Origin of the sequence: Marinobacter qingdaonensis (assembly GCF_034555935.1) — a bacterium.
In the GTDB taxonomy this organism is placed as follows: Bacteria; Pseudomonadota; Gammaproteobacteria; order Pseudomonadales; family Oleiphilaceae; genus Marinobacter; species Marinobacter qingdaonensis.
In genome coordinates this window covers 306,042-320,642 of record NZ_JAYDCJ010000003.1, presented here as the reverse complement: position 1 = coordinate 320,642, position 14,601 = coordinate 306,042, and the positions used below count along the sequence as shown (strand labels likewise).

Below are 14,601 nucleotides of genomic sequence, written 5' to 3'. Positions count from 1 at the left end.
GTTTTTGTTGTTTGGAGATAAATCTGCGTGAGCACTCGCTCTTACTTTCCCGTGCTCGCAAGCACTCCGGCACCGGGCGTGACGAAGTGAAACGGTTTGTAACACGGGTAAAAAAATGTGATTTAGATCACATTGGGCCAATCTGATGGCCGTCCGGGCCAGGGAGTGATGTCCGGCGCCAGGCCAGGCGCGGCTCTGACGCCGGACCGTCGCACAAACACCGTCGGGGCCGGGGAGGTGTTTTGGCCCGGAATGAATGATCCGGCCGTCAGTCCGGCCCAGGTTTAATTGAAAAGGGACGGCGCTGTTGCTAGCCTTGCCGCACTTTTTGCAGGTGTCCGTCGCAAAGCGCGACGGGTGAAACGGGAAATCGGTGAGTCCGGCCATGGCCGGCGACTCCGATGCTGCCCCCGCAACGGTAAGCAGGACAACGGCAATCTGATGCGCCACTGTGCCTCTGGCATGGGAAGGTGATTGCCCGGGAGCGACCAGTTCCGCCTGCAAGCCCGGAGACCGGCCTGCAGGAACACCCGACGTTGCGGTGGGCAATAAGGGTGGGCGACTCTCCCGACCCGTACTCCGTGCCCGTCTGCCGCCCGCCCCTCTGACTCCCCGTGCCGCAGCAATACCGATAATTCCCGTGCGGGTGCGCGCGGAACATGGAGTTGATCAGAATGCCCCGATTGTCCCTACCTGCCACCGTCGCAGGGGTTTCCCTCGTGTCCCTTCAGTCCCTGTCCTTCCAGGTCCTGGCCCAGTCCGGGCAGGACAACACCGCCATGGACCCGATCGTGGTCACCGCCACCCTGGGTCCCAAGACCGTGGGCGAGAGCCTGTCGTCGGTCACGGTGATCGAGGAAGAGGAAATTCGGCGTCAACAGCCGAAGGAGTTCCGCGAGGTGATCGAGTCCCAGCCGGGGGTGTCGGTGGTCGGCAATGGTTCCTACGGCAAACAGACCAGCGTGTTCCTGCGCGGTAACGCCTCGGACGCCTCGATTCTGCTGGTGGACGGCATTCGCATCCGCTCCGCCACGGTCGGCGGTCCGGCCTGGCAGTACCTGCCGCCGCAACTGGTGAACCGGGTTGAGATCGTTCGTGGCAGTCGCAGTAGCCTGTACGGCGCCGACGCCGTCGGTGGCGTGGTGCAGGCCTTTACCACGCCCACCCGACAGGGCACCCAGGGCTGGGTGGAAGCCGGGGCCGGCAATTTCGACAGCCAGCAGTACGGCGCCGGTGTGTCCTCGGTGGAAGGCGGCTCCCGCCTCAACGTCGGCGTCAACCACTTCCAGACCGACGGCGCGCCGGTCGTTCGCGGCGGTGACGACAAGGGCTACGACAACACCTCCGGCGTGGCCAGCGCCAGTCACGAATTCAGCAATGGCGTGCGCGCCGGCTTTACCTTTCTGGGCGCCGAGGGCCGCACCGAGTACGAGGGTGGCGAGGAAGATTTCCGCTTCCAGACCGCCGGCGTCAACCTGGAAGTGCCGGTCACCAGCCATTGGCGCGCCGCCGTGCAATTCTCCGACGCCCGGGACGAGCTGGAGGACTTCAGCAGCTTCCCCGGCCGATTCAATACCCAGACCCAGAGCTCACGCCTGGAAAACTGGCTGACCTACGGTACCCACGAATTCGTGCTGGGCGCCGAGCAACAGGTCGACCGGGTGGAGAGCACCACCGCCTACGACGAATCCAGCCGTGACAACACCGCGGTCTTTGGCCAGGCACTGTTCAATTTCGGCGCCCTGGATACCCACCTGAGCCTGCGCAATGATGACAACGAAGCCTACGGCAACCAGACCACCTGGGGCGCCGGGGTCGGTTACGAGTTCGACCGCCATCACCGGGTCCGCACCAGCGTCGGTACCTCGTTCAAGGCGCCGTCCTTCAACGACCTGTACTTCCCGGGCTTTGGCAATCCGGACCTGGAACCGGAGGAAGCCACCAGCTACGAAGTGGGCTTCGAGGGCCGCTACGTGAGCTGGTTCTGGGACGTTGCGCTGTTCCACACCGATGTGGAAGACCTGTCTCTGCCAACCCAGGATGCCGCCGGCAGTGTGCCTGAGGCGCGCCTGCGCGGGGTTGAGCTCAGTGCCGGCTGGCAGTCCGACGGCTGGTCCCTGAAAGCGGCCGCCACCGTGGGCGACTACGAAAACAAGGAAGACGACCAGCAACTGATCCGCCGGGCCGAGAACACCGTGCGTGTGGACCTGGACAAGGAACTGGGCCAGTGGGTGCTGGGCACCACGGTCCGGGGCGAGAGCTACCGCTACGATGGCGTGTTCAATCCGTCCACCTTCCAGGTCGACCGCAAGCGCCTTGCCGGCTTCGGCGTGTGGGATCTGCGCGCGTCCCGGACCCTGGCGCCGGGCTGGCTCGCCTCCCTGACCCTGGACAACGTGCTCGATCGCGAATACAGCACGGCGGCCAACTCACCCACCGCCAACTTTATCAGCGCTGGCCGAACGGTGTTCCTGTCGGTACGGTATGATTTCGTCCGATAACATGAGCTAGCGTGGCGGCGGGAGCCAGCATGGAGAGAGGGGAAAACCGGCAGACCATCCGGCAGGGCAGCGCCCGGCTGCTGTGGGTCACCATACTGGTGCTCCTGCTGTCGGGCCGGGCCGCGGCCGAACCGGAGCTCTGCGCCCGGGACGCGCTGGACCAGCGCCTCTGCCTGGCGGAGCCCGCCACCCGGATTGTAGCGCTGTCCCCCGGCGCCACCGAACTGCTGTTTTCCGCCGGCGCCGGTGACTCTGTGCTGGCGGTCAGTGCCTGGAGCGACTACCCGCCGGAAGCGGCGGCCCTGCCCCGGGTCGGTGACAGCAACCGGCTCGATCTGGAGGGCATCGTCGCCCTGGCGCCGGATCTGGTGGTGGCCTGGGTCGATGGCAACTCCCGCAGTCAGCTGGAGAAACTGGCCAACCTGGGCATTCCGGTGTTCTGGCTGGCGCCCCGCCGGTTCGAGGACATCGCCCAATCGGTGGAAGATCTGGCCCGCTTGACCGGCCGTCCGGCCCTGGGCGCGGAGCAGGCCAAGGACTTTCGGGACGGCCTGGCCCGGCTCCGGGCCGAGCATGCCGACGCCCGCCCAATCAGTGTGTTCTACCAGATCTGGGATCAGCCGCTGATGACGGTGAATCGCGAGGAGCTGATCAGCAAGGCGATTGGCCTCTGTGGCGGGGTCAACGTCTTTGGTGATCTGCCCCGGCTGGTGCCCCGGGTCAGCACCGAGGCGGTCCTGGCCGCCGATCCGGAGGCCATCGTCACCTCGGGGCGTGAGGACGGCGACCAGGCCTGGCTCGAGCGCTGGCGGCGCTTCCCCGAGTTGACCGCGGTGCGCACCGGCAACCTCTTCCTGGAGCCGCCGTCGCTGCTGGTGCGTCCCACCCTGAGAATGCTGGCGGGAACCCGCCACCTGTGCGATACCCTGGAGCGCGCCCGTGGCAATCTCTAGTGTCCTGCGCCCGTTACTGCTCCTGTTGCTGGCCTGCCTCGGGGCCATGGTGCTCTCGGTCAGCATCGGCTCCAGCGCCATGGACCTGGGCCAGACCCTGGCGGTCCTGGCTGGGGGCGGCACCGAGCTGCACCAGACCCTGATCCTCGATCTGCGCCTGCCGCGGACCCTCAGCGCCTTTGCCACCGGCGGGCTGCTGGCGGTGGCCGGCGCCCTGATGCAGGTGCTGTTGCGCAACCCCCTGGCCGACCCCTACGTGCTCGGGCTGTCCGGTGGCGCCGCGGTGGGCGCACTGCTGGCCATGCTGGCGGGACTGGCCGGCACCCTGGTGTCCGGCTCCGCCTTTGCCGGGGCGCTGTTGGCCACCGTGCTGGTGTTTGGCTTGGCCCACGGCACCGGCAGCTGGACGCCGTCCCGGCTGCTGCTGACCGGCGTGGTACTGGCGTCCGGCTGGGGCGCGCTGATCACTCTGATCCTGGCCATGACCCCGGCCAGCCGCCTGCCGGGCATGCTGTACTGGTTGATGGGGGATCTGTCCCACGCCGCCGCCCCGGGGCCGGCCCTGGGCATTCTGCTGCTGATCTGCCTGTTGGTGATTCCCCTCGGCCGCACCCTGAACGTCCTGGCCCGTGGCCCCATGCAGGCCGCCGCCCTCGGGGTGTCGGTGCGGCCACTGGAGTGGCTGGTCTACCTGCTCGCCAGCCTGCTGACGGCGACGGCGGTGACCATGGCCGGCAGCGTCGGGTTCGTCGGTCTAGTGGTCCCGCACATGCTGCGCCTGGTGCTGGGCAACGACCAGCGCCTGATTCTGCCGGCCTGCGCCCTGGCCGGCGGTGGCCTACTGGTGCTGGCAGACGCCCTGGCACGGGTTGTCATTGCGCCGGAACAGCTGCCGGTGGGCGTGATCACCGCCCTGGTCGGGGTGCCCACCTTCCTGTACCTGCTGCACCGGAGTCGCTAGCCCATGACCGCTCTGGCCACCCGCGAGCTGATCATCGACATCCCCGGACGCCGGTCCGGCCGGCCCTTGACCCTGGGCCTGGAGCCGGGGCAGGTGTGGGGGGTGCTGGGCCCGAACGGGGTTGGCAAGAGCACCCTGATGCACACCCTGGCCGGACTGCGCCCGGCCCGAGCCGGCGAGGTCCGGGTCGGTGGCCAGGCCCTGGCCGGTGTGAAGCGCAAGACCCTGGCCCAGAAGCTGGGACTGGTGTTCCAGGACCGGCTCGACGGTTTCCCGGCCACGGTGCTGGAAACCGCCCTGATCGGACGCCATCCCTGGTTGCGGCCCTGGCAGATGGAAAGCCGCGCCGACCGTGAGCTGGCCGAGCAGGCGCTGTCGGCCCTGGATGTCATCCACTTGCGCGATCGGCTGGTACATACCCTGTCCGGTGGCGAACGCCAGCGCGTGGCCATCGCCACCCTGATGACCCAGTCGCCGGACATCTGGCTGCTGGACGAGCCCACCAACCATCTGGACCTGCACCACCAGGTCGCGGCCATGGAGCTGCTGACCGGGCAGGCCAGTGCCGGACGGACCGTGTTCATGTGCCTGCACGACCTGAACCTGGCGGCGCGCTGGTGTGACCACCTGTTGCTGCTGTTCCCCGACGGTGAGGCCTGCTGGGGCCAGGCCGAGAACATGCTGGTGCCGGCGGCGCTGGAGCAACTCTATGGCCAGAAACTGGTGACGGTGCAGGCGGACGGCGCCCCGGTTTTCGTGCCGGCCCGGTAACCGGTTCGGCCCTGATCAGTTTGGGAGATCAACCATGAGTTTTGCACGAATCTACGAGCAGGCCGTGGCCCGCAAGGGCGGCGAGGCGGCGCTGCGGACCCTGCTGCCGCCCCTGGCGGACCCGGGCCATCTGGAGGCGCTCACCGACGATCGCTATCTGGCCGAGGTAACCAAGTGCATCTTCCGGGCCGGGTTCGTCTGGCGGGTGATCAACCAGAAGTGGCCGGATTTCGAGGCCGCCTTCGAGGGCTTCGTGCCGCTGTACTGGCAGCAGGTGCCGCCGGAGGTGCTGGAACGGCTGGCCCAGGACGAGCGCATCGTCCGCAACATGCAGAAAATCCGCACCGTGCCGGAGAACGCGCGGATGATCGTCGACGCCGCCCGGGACCACGGTAGCTTTGGCCGGTTCCTGGCGCACTGGCCGTCGGACGACCAGGTCGGCCTGCTGCTCTGGCTCAAGCGCCACGGCGCCCGCCTGGGGGGCGCTACCGCCCAGTATTTTCTGCGCAGCGTGGGTTGGGACGGCTTCATCCTGTCCCGGGATGTGGTCGCGGGCCTGCGCCGGGAGGAGTTGCTGGACGCCTCGCCTGGCAGCAAGAAAGCCCTGGACCAGGCCCAGGCCGCGTTCAACCGCTGGCACGAGGAAACCGGCCTGCCGTACAGCCACCTGTCCCGCATTCTGTCCTTTACGGTCGAGAGCTGACCCGGCCTTGATGGCCGGCTCGGCCTGACCGGCCGGCCTGAACTACACTAAGAAATAAATGGAGAAGCGAATCCTCGTTTAGGAAAGGGCTGGTTATGGCGAAGAGTCACGCTAAAGCGACGGTGGCGCCGGCGCCGTCTCCGGATTTTTTTCACAAGCTCGCTTCTTCGGTTCCGAGCATACTCTTCGCTTATTGGCTCAGCGCCGATCGTCAGTCCCACGCGTTCCCTTACATCAGCGCTCACGTCCTGCATTTGTTCGGCATTGAGCCTGAAGATCTCAAGCAGGCTGCCGACCCTTTATTTTCCCTGATCCATACCGACGACCTGGCGGGCGTCGGCGACAGTATTCAGGAATCCGCCCACAGCTTCGAACCCTGGCAATATCGGGCGCGCCTGCGCCTGCCCGATGGCAGCTATGAGTGGTTCGAGGCCCACTCACGGCCCGAGCGCCAGGCCGATGGCAGCATTATCTGGTACGGCCAGTTCTACAACGTCCAGCACTACAAGGACATGGAACAGGAGCTGCGGGCCAGCGAAACCGAGTACTCGTTCCAGGCCGGATTCCAGAAACTGGTGGCCCGGCTCTCGTCCGAGTTCATTAACCAGGGGTTTGGCTCCATCGACGAGTGCATCGGCGAACTGCTCCAGAGCGTGGGCCAGTTTTTCGACATGGATCGGGCCTATCTGTATGCCTTCAATGACAAGTACACCGCCATCACCAAGACCCATCAATGGCGTCGGCCCGGGGTCACCGCCCTGGTAGATAAGGATGAAACCATCGCGGTGGATGCCTTTGACTGCTGGCGCGAGCGTCTGCTGGCGATGGTGAATGAAAACCGGCAGGTGCCGGGCGAGGACCGCGACGACAACCTGTCCGGGGTCGAGGTGGTGCACGACCATTCGCCGTCGGCGGACGCCGCCTCGGTGTTCTGCGTGCCGGTCCGGGTGCAGGGCCGGGTGGTGGGCTTCCTCGGGCTGGATTCCCTGGCGCCCCGGGACTGGCGTGGCGACCTGGGGGATTTGCTGACCATCGTGTCCGGCCTGCTGTCGGGCGCCTTGGAGCGCAACCTGCTGGAGGAGCAGCTGCTGAGTCAGTCAATCCGCGACCCGATGACCGGGCTGCACAACCGCCGCTACCTGATGCCGCGACTCAATGAGCTGGTAGAGCGGGCCGAGCGCTACGACGAGAACTTCACCATCGCCATGATCGACATCGATCACTTCAAGCAGATTAACGACTCCACCGGCCATCTCGGCGGGGACTACACCCTGCGCCACTTTGCCGAAATCGTCACCGACCTGGTGCGCGCCACCGACGTGGTGGCCCGGTTCGGTGGCGAGGAGTTTATTGTGGTGTTCCCCGGCACCGAACAGGCCAGTGTGCGCCAGATGATTGGCCGTATCCTGAACGCAGTGCGGCAGGGCCACTTTGTCTTCGACCGCCGGCTGATCCCGGTTACCGTCAGCATCGGGGTGGCCTCGGCCCGGGAAAGCGAGGACCACATGATGTCGGTCGACGCCGTCATCGGTCGCGCCGACCATCGTCTGTACCTGGCCAAGCAGGCCGGCCGGGATGGCGCCGTGGACGTGTCCGGGCCCATGGGGCTCTAGCGCGCTAAAACCGGGCAACCGTAGTCCTCCCGAGTGCCGGTCCCGTATCATGGACACTCTGTCCGACAGACCAACGGTGGCACGCGCAATGGGAATGACCGACAACCTGCTCCCGACCAGCCAGTGGTTGATTACCCTGGTGCTGTTCGCCCTGATCCTGGTGCGGGCGCTGCGGGTAATCGACTGGCAGGCCCTGCGTCGGGACAACGCGCTCCAGCATTCCCTGTTCGGGGCCGCGGTGGTGCTTGGTTTTCTCTGGCAATTGCGGGCCGGGATTTCCCCGGGCCTGGCGATTCACGTGTTCGGCATTACCGTGGTCACCCTGATGCTGGGCTGGGCCCTGGCGGTGGTGGCCGGGCTGCTGGCCCTGGTGATCACCGTGATCACCGGCCGGGAACCGTTGCTCATGTTTGCCGCCAACGGCCTGATCACCGTAATGGTGCCGGCGCTGGTGAGTCACGCCATCATGTTGTGGGAGCGCAAGCGCAATTTCCGCAACTTCTTTGCCTACATCTTCTTCTGCGGGTTCTTCGGGGCAGGCATCGCGGTGGCGGCGGCGGGACTGGTGATGTGCCTGTTGCTCTGGACCAGCGGCGTTTACGAGTTCCACGAGCTGGTGCACGAATACATCCGCTACCTGCCGCTGTTCATGATTCCCGAGGGCTTCGTCAACGGCACCCTGGTCACCGGGTTGATGGTGTTCCATCCGGACCGGCTGACCACCCTGGACCAGCGGCGCTACCGCTAGGGCGGGCAGTAGGCCGGCGTCAGTGGCGCCAGTGTGAGTGTTTCTGCAGTTTGCGCTGCAGGGTGCGCCGGTGCATGTTCAGGGCCCGTGCCGTCGCCGAGATGTTGCCCGCATGCTCGTTCAGCACCCGCTGGATGTGCTCCCACTCCATCTCTTCCACGGACGGGGGCTCCGGGCGCAGCGATGGGCCGGGTGCGACCGGGTCGAACCCGGCCAGCAGCTGGTGCACGGTCACCGGTTTGCACAGGTAATTGATGGCACCCCGGCGCATGGCCTCAACCGCGGTGGCAATGCTGCCATAGCCGGTGAGCACCAGCACCTCCAGCTCGGGCTGCAGCTCGAGCAACTCCGGCAGCAGCTGCAGGCCGCTATCCCCGGCCAGGTTCAGATCCAGCACGCAGCGCTGGAACGGCTGCCGGGCCAGCGCCTCCCGGGCGTCGTCCGGAGAGCCCACCGCGGTCGCCTGGATGGACTGGCGCTCCAGCGAGCGTTTGAGCACCGAGCGGAAGGCGTCGTCATCGTCGATCAGTAACCAGTGTGCGGGTTCAGTCATGGGGGGGCTCCGCGTGCGCCCGGGGCAGTTCAATCACCATGGTGGTGCCGGTGGCGCTGGTCCGGGCGCGCAGTGTGCCACCAAAACGCTGCAGGGTCGCGTTGGACAGGAACAGACCCACCCCCAGCCCGGTATCGGATTCCACCGGCGCCTGCCCGAGGGCATTTGCCATGTCGGTGTCCAGGCCGGCGCCGCGATCCTCGACAATCACCTCGACGTCGCCCGCCTCGGTGTTGCGTGCGCAGATCCCGACCCAGTCGGGGCTGGCGCCCAGGGCGTTGGCGATCAGGTTGAGCGCGGCCTGATCCAGGGTGGTATCCACCGCCACCGGGGTGTCCGGGAACGGTGGCTGCCATTCGATGGCGCTGGCCGGCCACAGCAGGGTGGCGGATTCGCGCAGGCGGCTCAGCCAGGCCGAGACCGCCAGGGTTTCGGTCTGGGCGGTCTTGGCCTGGGCCGCGGCGGCGGTCAGTTGCTGCAGGTGGTCGCTGCACAGTCTCAGTTGCTGTTCCATCAGATCCAGATCCTGGCCCAGGTCCGCTGAGTCCGGAGCATGGCGCAGCTCATCGACCAGCAGTGCCAGGGTGTTGAGCGGGGTGCCGACCCGGTGGGCAATGCCGGCGGCCGACAGCCCCAGGGCGATGATCTGCTCGTCCCGCAGCCGGCTTTCGCGGCTTTGGGCCAGTTGACTCTGCTGCCGCTGCAGGCGCCGGGCCAGGGTGCCCACCACCAGCAACAGGATGGCCGCAGTCAGGGCGAAGGTGGCCCACATGCCAAACAGGTGCAGTTGGGCCATGTCGGCGCCATGGGTGCCGGTGGCGATGGGGGTGTGGAACAGCACCAGCAGGCTGTAGATGGCGATGCCCAGACCGGTCAGCGCAATGCTCTGGCTCAGGGGTACCAACAGCACGGCGACGGCGATGGGCAGCAACAGCAGGGAGGTGAACGGGTTGGTGTAGCCGCCGGTCAGCAGCAGCCAGCCGCCGATCAGGACCAGGTCCAGCGCCAGCCCGGCGCTCACGGTCAGGGCCGCGCTGGGTGGCCGGCGGGTGAACCAGAGCCATCCCAGGGTCGCCAGCACCCCGTACAACAGGCACAGCAACAGGGCTTCGGCCCGGTAGGTCAGCACCATCAGGGTTTCGGCGATCCACAGGGCCACCAGTTGAATGCCGGCGATCGCCAGGCGCATCCAGAGCAGGTATTGGGCCGCCTGTCGGAAATCGTGTTGGGAATAGGTCAGCCATTGCATGGGAAGCATTCCAGCGGACGGGCGGTGGGTCAGGCATGCTCTTACGGGGTCAACTGTGGTTAACTCCCAGACGTAAAAGCCGATTGTATAGTAGATTTAAGCCTTTGACCTGACCGGTTCCATTTACCCTAGTTGGCTACGAAGTAATGTCCAAACGACTCTTGCCCCTGATCATCCTCGCCCTCGGTGTCCTCGGATTTCTGGCTTTGAAAATGACCCGCCCGGAACCGGCCGAAGTCAGCGCCTCGGAACGCAGCTGGCGGGTGAGCACCCAGCGTGTCGAGCCTGGCTCCCATACCCCGCTGTTGCCCCTGTACGGTCAGGTGGTGGCGCCCGAGCAACTGGATGTCACCGCCACCCTGGCCGGTCGCATTGACGCCCGGCCGGTGTCCGAGGGCCAGCGGGTGCAGGCCGGCGATCTGCTGGTGGCGCTGGACGATGCCGACATCGAGCCGGTGCTGGCCCAGGCCCGGGCTCAGGTGGACGACCTGAAAGCGCAATTGGCCGCGGAGCAGGTTCGGCACCGCAACGATTCCGCCGCGATCAGGAGTGAGCGAAACATTCGGGACAACGCCAGCCGACAGCTGGAGCGCACCAAGGCCCTGGTCCAGCGCAATCTGGCGTCCCAGGAAGACCTGGAGGCGGCCACCGACGCCCTGGCGCGGGCCGAGCTCACGGTCAGCACCCGGCAGCGGGCCATTGATGAGCACCCGTCCCGGGTGCAGAGCCTGGAGGCCAAGCTGGCCCAGGCCCAGGCCAACCTGGCCACCATCGAGCGGGATGCCCAGCGGGCGCGCCTGACTGCGCCCTTCGACGGCGTGGTCACCGGGATTCAGGTAGCGCCCGGGGACCTGGTGGCCCGCAATGAGCCCTTGCTGTCCCTGTATCCGGACCAGAGCCTGGAGCTGCGGGCGCGGGTGCCGGCCCAGTTCCGCTCGGAACTGCTCGATGCCCTGGCCCGGGGCGAGGCCCTGAGCGCCAGCAGCAAGGACGGCAGCCATCGCTTCGAGTTGGTCCGTTTTGCCGGCACCGCCGATCCGGCCGGCACCGAGGCCATCCTGGCCCTGGTCGGTAACGGCGGCGGCTTGCGCCCGGGTGAGCTGCTGCCGGTGAACCTGCAGCGCCCGGAGCGGGCGAACACGGTGGCGGTGCCCTTCAGCGCCCTATACGGCGCCAACGCCCTGTACCTGATGACCGACGACCAGCGCATGCAGCGCATTACCGTCGAACGGGTGGGTGAGGCCCGCGCCGGCAATGGCGAGCGCTGGCTGCTGGTGGCCGGTGACGCCCTCGAGCCGGGCGCGCAACTGATCACCACCCACCTGCCCAATGCCATGACCGGTCTGAAAGTGGAGCCGGTGGACGCCGCCGGGGAGTCCGCGGAATGAGGCGTCGCCGGGGCGTGATCGGTTTCTTCGTGCATCACCGGGTCGCCGCCAACCTGGTGATGCTGATGATGCTGCTGGGTGGGGTGCTGGCCCTGACCCGGATGAACATGCAGTTTTTCCCCACCTTCGCCCTCGATGTGGTCAGTGTCCGGGTGGTCTGGAGCGGTGCCTCCGCCGAGGACGTGGAGCAGGGCATCACCGACCCGCTGGAACAGCGGCTGCGCAGCATCGACGGCCTGAAGAAGATGACCTCGACCTCAGCCCAGAGCGTGTCTTCCATCACTCTGGAGTTTCACGAGGGCACCGATCCCATGCAGGCCCTCGACGACGTCAACCAGCAGGTGGACGAGTTCACCAACCTGCCGGCGGACGCCGAGGAGCCCCAGGTCACCCGGGTGGAAAGGTACGAGCCGGTAGCCCGGTTGTTGGTGTATGGCGACATCGACCGCAGCGAACTGCGGGCGCTGAGCTACCGCTTCGAGGATGAGCTGCTGGAGCAGGGCATTGACCGGGTCGAAATCACCGGCCTGCCGGAGCAGCAGATCAGCATCGATGTGCCGGTGGAGAGGCTGGAAACCCTGGGCCTGTCCCTGGAGCAGATCGCCGACCGGGTGGCGTCCATCTCCCGGGACCTGCCGGCGGGCATGATGGCGCAGCAGGACGCCACCCGGGAACTGCGGGCGGTGGAGCAGCGGCGCTCGGCCCAGGCCTTTGAAGACATTCCGGTGCTCAGCGGCGACCGCATCCAGCTCCGCCTGGGCGACATAGCCATCATCCGTCAGGAGGCACGGGACAATCAGATCACCCTGAGCCGCAATGGCCATCCGGCCGCAGAGCTGGTGCTGCAGCGGGCCGAGAACGGCGATTCCCTGGAGTCGGCCCAGGTGCTGGAGAAGTGGCTGGAACAGACCCGGCCGACGCTGCCACCGTCCCTGACCCTCGAAGTATACGACCAGTCCTGGCAGCTACTGAACGACCGTATTTCCCTGCTGGTAAACAACGGCCTTGGCGGTCTGGTGCTGGTGGTGTGCCTGCTGTACCTGTTCCTGCCCGGGCGGGTGGCGGTCTGGGTCGCCATCGGCATACCCACCGCGTTTCTGGCCTCCATGGCCGTGCTCTGGGGTATCGGCGGCTCCATCAACATGATTTCCCTGTTCGCCCTGATCATGGCCCTGGGGGTGATCGTCGACGACGCCATAGTGGTGGGTGAGGACGCCGACGCCCATGCCCGCATGGGGGAGGCCTCGGTATACGCCTCCGAGGGCGCGGCCAAGCGCATGGTGTGGCCGGTGCTGGCGTCGTCCCTGACCACGGTGGCGGCGTTCATGCCGCTACTGGTAGTGGGCGGCGTAATCGGCAACATCCTGGGTGACATTCCCACGGTGATGATCTGCGTGCTGGTGGCCTCGCTGCTGGAATGCTTCATCGTGCTGCCCGCGCACTTGCGCCACGCTTTTGTCCCAAAAACCACGGCCCGTACGGAGGGCGCGCCCGAACGCCCCAGCGGCAACCCGATCACCCGACTGCGGAACGGCTTCGAACAGAAGTTCGATCGGTTCCGGGAAGGACCGTTCCGGCGCCTCTCGCTGAAGAGCCTGGAACACCGGGGCGTCACCTTGGCCGGGGCGCTGGCGCTGGCACTGGTGACCGTGGGCCTGCTGGCCGGTGGTCGCCTGGGCTTCAACTTCTTCCCAACTCCGGAGCCCTCGATCTTCTACGCCAACGCCAGCTTCGTGGCCGGTACCGATGAGCGCACCGTCGAGCAATTCCTCCAGGACATGCGCCAGGGCCTGGCCGAGACCGAGGCAGCCCTGGGCGGCGATCTGGTGCTGCACGCGGTGACCCAGGAAGGCGCCACCCTGGGCGCCGGCGGCCGCTCCCGCACCGGTGAGGAACTGGGCTCCATGTTCATCGAACTGGTGCCCTCGGACCAGCGCTCGGTGCGCAACCCCCAGTTCATCAACGAATGGCGAAACCGACTGGCGTTGCCGGCGGGGCTGGATAACCTGAGCATTTCCGAGCGCCAGGCCGGTCCGCCCGGCCGGGACGTGAACGTGCGCATGACCGGCGACGACGCCGAGGCCCTGAAGGCGGCGGCCGAGGCCCTGTCCCAGGCGCTGTCGACCTTGCCCGGGGTGCTCGATGTGGAAGACGACATGCCCTGGGGCCGGGAACAGCTGATCTACCAGGTCAGCCCCTACGGCGAGGCCCTGGGCCTGACCACGGCAGATCTGGGCCGGCAGTTGCGGGCCGCGTTTGACGGCCGCATCGCCCAGATCTACCAGGATGGCCGGGACGAAGTGGAGGTGCGGGTGCAGCTGCCCCAGGACCAGCGCGAGCGGTTGTCCACCCTGTCGCAGTTGACGGTGCGGGTGCCTGATGGCCGCTTTGTACCGCTCACCCAGGTCATGAACCTGGACCACCGCCAGGGCTTCGAGGCCCTGCGCCATGCCGACGGCAAGCTGGCGGTGGAGGTCACCTCCGGGCTCAACACCCAGGTCAGCACCACCGACCAGATCCTCGACAGCCTGCAGGCCGAGGCGCTGCCGGAAATCGCCAGCCGCTACAACGTGCGTTACAGCTTCGAGGGCCGGGCCGCCGATCAGCGCGAAACCCTGGCCGACATGCAGACCGGCCTGATCATCGGCCTGGGCCTGATGTACGTGGTGCTGGTGTGGGTGTTTGCGTCCTGGAGCCTGCCGGTGATCGTCATGGCGATCATCCCGTTTGCCCTGGTCGGCGCCTTGCTGGGCCACTGGCTGATGGGACTGCAGCTGACCATCCTGTCCCTGTTCGGCCTGTTTGGCCTGTCCGGGATAGTGGTCAATAACGCCATCATCCTCGTAGCTTTCTACAACCAGCAGCGGCAGAAGGGTCTGGGCATCACCGAGGCCCTGAACGAGGCCGCGGTGCAGCGGGTGCGGGCGGTGTTGCTGACCTCCCTGACCACCATCGGCGGCCTGTTGCCGCTGCTGTTCGAGACCTCGCTGCAGGCCCAGTTCCTGATTCCCATGGCCACCTCCATTGCCTTTGGCCTGGGGCTGTCGACCATGCTGGTGCTGTTGGTGATACCAGCCCTGCTGTCCTGGGTCGAGCAATTCCGGGAGTGGCGCGCTGAGCGCCGCGGCGAACAGGCCCCGTTGCTGACAGCCGAGGATTAG

The 14,601-nt window shown here is 66.7% G+C and carries 11 protein-coding genes and 1 riboswitch; of the genes, 9 read left to right on the top strand and 2 right to left on the bottom strand.

Translation table 11 applies throughout. From position 1 onward, the window contains the following. Window positions 1-315: 315 nt before the first annotated feature. A riboswitch (cobalamin riboswitch) is annotated at window positions 316-536 on the top strand. Window positions 537-719: 183 nt separating this feature from the next. The 7 genes from U5822_RS04745 to U5822_RS04715 all read left to right on the top strand — a co-directional run bounded on the left by U5822_RS04745 (window position 720) and on the right by U5822_RS04715 (window position 8,250). After that, complete coding sequence (locus U5822_RS04745; protein WP_322854478.1) at window positions 720-2,501, top strand: TonB-dependent receptor domain-containing protein; 1,782 nt, start codon at window positions 720-722, stop codon at window positions 2,499-2,501. Window positions 2,502-2,530: 29 nt separating this feature from the next. After that, window positions 2,531-3,454, top strand: a complete 924-nt coding sequence (locus U5822_RS04740; protein WP_322854477.1) for a cobalamin-binding protein — start codon at window positions 2,531-2,533, stop codon at window positions 3,452-3,454. Window positions 3,455-3,500: 46 nt separating this feature from the next. Then, entirely contained in the window at window positions 3,501-4,415 is a 915-nt protein-coding gene (locus U5822_RS04735) for a FecCD family ABC transporter permease (protein ID WP_322856883.1), read from the top strand. A gap of 3 nt (window positions 4,416-4,418) precedes the next feature. After that, window positions 4,419-5,186 (top strand): ABC transporter ATP-binding protein, encoded by a 768-nt coding sequence (locus U5822_RS04730; protein ID WP_322854476.1) that lies wholly within the window; start codon window positions 4,419-4,421, stop codon window positions 5,184-5,186. Between the two features lie 34 nt (window positions 5,187-5,220). Further along, window positions 5,221-5,889, top strand: coding sequence for a DNA-3-methyladenine glycosylase I (locus tag U5822_RS04725; protein ID WP_322854475.1), 669 nt, complete (start codon window positions 5,221-5,223; stop codon window positions 5,887-5,889). Window positions 5,890-5,984: 95 nt separating this feature from the next. Then, complete coding sequence (locus U5822_RS04720) at window positions 5,985-7,502, top strand: sensor domain-containing diguanylate cyclase (RefSeq protein WP_322854474.1); 1,518 nt, start codon at window positions 5,985-5,987, stop codon at window positions 7,500-7,502. An 88-nt stretch (window positions 7,503-7,590) separates the two neighbouring features. Then, complete coding sequence (locus U5822_RS04715; protein ID WP_322854473.1) at window positions 7,591-8,250, top strand: energy-coupling factor ABC transporter permease; 660 nt, start codon at window positions 7,591-7,593, stop codon at window positions 8,248-8,250. A gap of 19 nt (window positions 8,251-8,269) precedes the next feature. Here U5822_RS04715 and U5822_RS04710 read toward each other — a convergent pair whose 3' ends face one another. Next, window positions 8,270-8,803, bottom strand: a complete 534-nt coding sequence (locus U5822_RS04710) for a response regulator transcription factor (RefSeq protein ID WP_322854472.1) — start codon at window positions 8,801-8,803, stop codon at window positions 8,270-8,272. After that, entirely contained in the window at window positions 8,796-10,052 is a 1,257-nt protein-coding gene (locus U5822_RS04705; RefSeq protein WP_322854471.1) for an ATP-binding protein, read from the bottom strand. The genes U5822_RS04710 and U5822_RS04705 overlap by 8 nt, the downstream gene beginning before the upstream one ends. Before the next feature lie 146 nt (window positions 10,053-10,198). Here U5822_RS04705 and U5822_RS04700 point away from each other — a divergent pair, with 146 nt between their 5' ends. Both U5822_RS04700 and U5822_RS04695 read left to right on the top strand, forming a co-directional pair. Next, entirely contained in the window at window positions 10,199-11,440 is a 1,242-nt protein-coding gene (locus U5822_RS04700) for an efflux RND transporter periplasmic adaptor subunit (RefSeq protein ID WP_322854470.1), read from the top strand. Then, the gene (locus U5822_RS04695) at window positions 11,437-14,601 is read left to right on the top strand and encodes an efflux RND transporter permease subunit (RefSeq protein WP_322854469.1); all 3,165 of its coding nucleotides are present in this window, start codon (window positions 11,437-11,439) and stop codon (window positions 14,599-14,601) included. The genes U5822_RS04700 and U5822_RS04695 overlap by 4 nt, the downstream gene beginning before the upstream one ends.

Coding starts and splice junctions, on each gene's coding strand:
- U5822_RS04725 (WP_322854475.1), top strand. CDS start 5,221: ATGAGTTTTGCACGAATCTACGAGCAGGCCGTGGCCCGCAAGGGCGGC.
- U5822_RS04740 (WP_322854477.1), top strand. CDS start 2,531: ATGGAGAGAGGGGAAAACCGGCAGACCATCCGGCAGGGCAGCGCCCGG.
- U5822_RS04720 (WP_322854474.1), top strand. CDS start 5,985: ATGGCGAAGAGTCACGCTAAAGCGACGGTGGCGCCGGCGCCGTCTCCG.
- U5822_RS04715 (WP_322854473.1), top strand. CDS start 7,591: ATGGGAATGACCGACAACCTGCTCCCGACCAGCCAGTGGTTGATTACC.
- U5822_RS04700 (WP_322854470.1), top strand. CDS start 10,199: ATGTCCAAACGACTCTTGCCCCTGATCATCCTCGCCCTCGGTGTCCTC.
- U5822_RS04705 (WP_322854471.1), bottom strand. CDS start 10,052: ATGCAATGGCTGACCTATTCCCAACACGATTTCCGACAGGCGGCCCAA.
- U5822_RS04710 (WP_322854472.1), bottom strand. CDS start 8,803: ATGACTGAACCCGCACACTGGTTACTGATCGACGATGACGACGCCTTC.
- U5822_RS04730 (WP_322854476.1), top strand. CDS start 4,419: ATGACCGCTCTGGCCACCCGCGAGCTGATCATCGACATCCCCGGACGC.
- U5822_RS04735 (WP_322856883.1), top strand. CDS start 3,501: ATGGTGCTCTCGGTCAGCATCGGCTCCAGCGCCATGGACCTGGGCCAG.
- U5822_RS04695 (WP_322854469.1), top strand. CDS start 11,437: ATGAGGCGTCGCCGGGGCGTGATCGGTTTCTTCGTGCATCACCGGGTC.